The organism is Mesorhizobium sp. M7A.F.Ca.CA.003.01.2.1, assembly GCF_003998945.1.
In the GTDB taxonomy this organism is placed as follows: domain Bacteria; phylum Pseudomonadota; class Alphaproteobacteria; order Rhizobiales; family Rhizobiaceae; genus Mesorhizobium; species Mesorhizobium ciceri.
In genome coordinates this window covers 1-2,963 of sequence record NZ_RZRA01000735.1, presented here as the reverse complement: position 1 = coordinate 2,963, position 2,963 = coordinate 1, and the positions used below count along the sequence as shown (strand labels likewise).

General features: G+C 63.8%; 3 protein-coding genes. All 3 read left to right on the top strand.

Annotation, left to right across the window (positions count from 1 at the left end; genetic code table 11):
• Positions 1-633: LysM peptidoglycan-binding domain-containing protein (locus EN969_RS24595; RefSeq protein WP_164758460.1), on the top strand; the 633-nt coding region annotated here is incomplete at its 5' end.
• Positions 634-905: 272 nt separating this feature from the next.
• Positions 906-1,238 carry a metalloregulator ArsR/SmtB family transcription factor gene (locus EN969_RS24590; protein ID WP_013532548.1) on the top strand — a complete coding sequence of 111 codons (333 nt, stop codon included), beginning with the start codon at positions 906-908 and terminating at the stop codon, positions 1,236-1,238.
• Between the two features lie 21 nt (positions 1,239-1,259).
• Positions 1,260-2,963: ABC transporter ATP-binding protein/permease (locus EN969_RS24585; RefSeq protein WP_164758459.1), on the top strand; the 1,704-nt coding region annotated here is incomplete at its 3' end.

Here is a 2,963-nt window from a genome sequence, read left to right as displayed (position 1 = left end):
GGCCTCGCCGATGCCGGCCGCAAGGTGCGCGCCTATGCCAACGACATCCTGCTCGGTGACGCGCAAACTTCGACGGACGGTCATTTCCTGGTCGAGGCGACGCGCGACGTTCCGGTCGGCAGCTACACAATCCATGTCGACGGCCTCGATGCCGACGGTGTGACAGTTGTGGCCCGCGCGGCCGTACCGTTCGAGCGTGAGCCCGGCGAAGCGATCGCCGCCGTGGCACCCTCGGCGCCGAAGCCCGTTCAGCCCAAGCCGGCCGCACCTACCGCCGCCGAGGCACCGGCCGCGGCCACGACGCCTGCTCCCGCCACCGAGGCTCCGGCCGTTATGGCGGAGGCGACGCCGCCAAGCGATGTGCCCGAGACGGTGGCGCCCAAGCTTGAACATGCCGACGGCGCCGTCATCATCCGCCGCAACGACACGCTGTGGCGGATCTCGCGGCGCGTCTATGGCCACGGCGTACGCTTCTCGACCATCTACCTCGCCAACCAGGACCAGATCAGTGATCCCGACCGCATCTGGCCGGGCCAGGTGTTCAAGGTCCCGGAAAAGTCGAAGGAAGGCGAAGCCGCCGACCTCAAGGCCATGGGCGAGCAGGCAACGACAGCGCCCGCCAAGACGGAGTAGGGTTTGAGCGCCGACGGTTGAGCGCAATCTCCCCCTTGTGGGAGATGCCCGGCAGGGCAGAGGAGGGCGCTGTCTCGCCAGCCTGTCGGCCAAATCCGGTCGAGCTACCTTACGGCTGCTCGTAATGCTTTGATCGTGGAAAGTCGCGATCCTTCGCGCCCCTCTCTGTCCTGCCGGACATCTCTCCCACGAGGGGGAGATTGGCGGTTCCGGCGCTCTGCCCATAGGGTTAGCTTGCCCCGTGCCCGTTCATCGTCTATCGCCGATGAACGATGGCAGAATCCCTGATGGAAACAAACGCATCATGCGGCGGTCCGGACAGCCGTGCGGTCGCCGCCCGACTTGCAGCGCTTTCCCATCCGGCGCGGATCGAAATCCTGAAACACCTATCGACGAGCAGTTCCTGCTGCTGCCGCGAGGTCGTCGACCGCTTAGATCTGGCGCAGTCCACCGTGTCACAACATCTGAAAATACTGGTCGAAGCCGGGCTGGTTCGCTTCGAGCCCGATCGCCAGCGCTCGCGCTATGCGATCGACCATGCCGCGCTCGCCGATGTCTCCGCATCGGTGGCCGCTCTCGTCAATTCCTGCTGCTCCGGCCGCTGAAATAAGAAGAAGGCACAAGAAATGGCCGAAAAAACCGTCTCCGACTCCTCGACTTTCAAGACGCTGCTCAATTTGTGGCCTTACATGTGGCCAGCGGATCGCGCCGATCTGAGAGCCCGGGTCACATGGGCGACGCTGTTGCTGGTCGTCGCCAAGCTGACGCTGGTCGCCGGTCCCTATTTCTTCAAATGGGCGACCGACGCGCTGGCCGGCGACGCCAAATCGGCGCCGCCGCTGCCGAGCTTCCTGCTGGCGCCCGTCATGCTGGTCGTCGCCTACAATGTCGTGCGCCTGGTGCAGCTTGGCTTCAATCAGTTGCGCGACGCGCTGTTTGCCCGCGTCGGCCAATATGCCGTGCGCCAGCTCGCCTTCCGTACTTTCGTTCACATGCACCAACTGTCGCTGCGCTTCCATCTCGAGCGCCGCACCGGCGGCCTGTCGCGCATCATCGAGCGCGGCACCAAGGGCATCGAGACGATCGTGCGCTTCATCATGCTCAACACGGCGCCGACCATCCTCGAATTCGCGCTGACCACGGGCATCTTCGCCTACACCTATGGCTGGAAATATGTGGTCGTCGTCGCGGTCACCGTCTGGGTCTATGTCTGGTTCACGGTCCGCGCCAGCGACTGGCGCATCTCGATCCGCCGCGACATGAACGACAGCGATACCGACGCCAACACCAAGGCAATCGACTCGCTGCTCAACTACGAGACGGTGAAATATTTCAACAATGAGGGCATGGAAGCCGAGCGCTTCGACCGCTCCATGGCACGCTACGAGGTCGCCGCGACGCGCATCTGGACCTCGCTTGGCTGGTTGAATTTCGGGCAGGGCATCATCTTCGGCCTGGGCACCGTCATCGTCATGTGCATGTCGGCGCTCGAAGTGCAGGCCGGCACGCAGACGGTCGGTGACTTCGTCTTCATCAACGCCATGCTGATGCAGCTGTCGGTGCCGCTCAATTTCATCGGCTTCATCTACCGCGAAATCCGCCAGGGGCTCACCGATATCGAGCAGATGTTCGATCTGCTGGATGTGCCGCAGGAGATCGTCGACAAGCCGGATGCCAGGCCAATCGCGGTCAGCGCCGGCAAGGTCGAGTTCCGCGACGTGCACTTCTCCTATGACCCGAACCGGAAGATCCTGAAGGGCATCAGCTTCGAGGTGCCGGCCGGCAAGACCGTCGCCATTGTCGGGCCTTCGGGTGCCGGCAAGTCGACCATCTCGCGGCTTCTGTTCCGCTTCTACGACGTGCAGGGCGGCCAGGTGCTGATCGATGGCCAGGATATCAGGGACGTGACGCAGGAGAGCCTGCGCGGGGCGATCGGCATGGTGCCGCAGGACACCGTGCTGTTCAACGACACCATCGCCTACAACATCCGCTATGGCCGCATCGGTGCCAGCGAGGAGGATATGCGCAAGGCGGCCGAACTCGCTCAGATCGGCCCGTTCATCGAGCGATTGCCTGACGGCTACAAGTCGATGGTCGGCGAACGCGGGCTAAAACTTTCGGGCGGCGAGAAGCAGCGCGTGGCAATCGCCCGCACCATTTTGAAGGCGCCGCCGATCCTGATGCTCGACGAAGCGACCTCGGCGCTCGACAGCCACACCGAACAGGAGATCCAGGCCGCGCTCGATCTGGTCAGCCGTGGCCGCACCACCATCGTCATCGCTCACCGCCTGTCGACGGTGATCACGGCCGATGAGATCATCGTGCTGCAG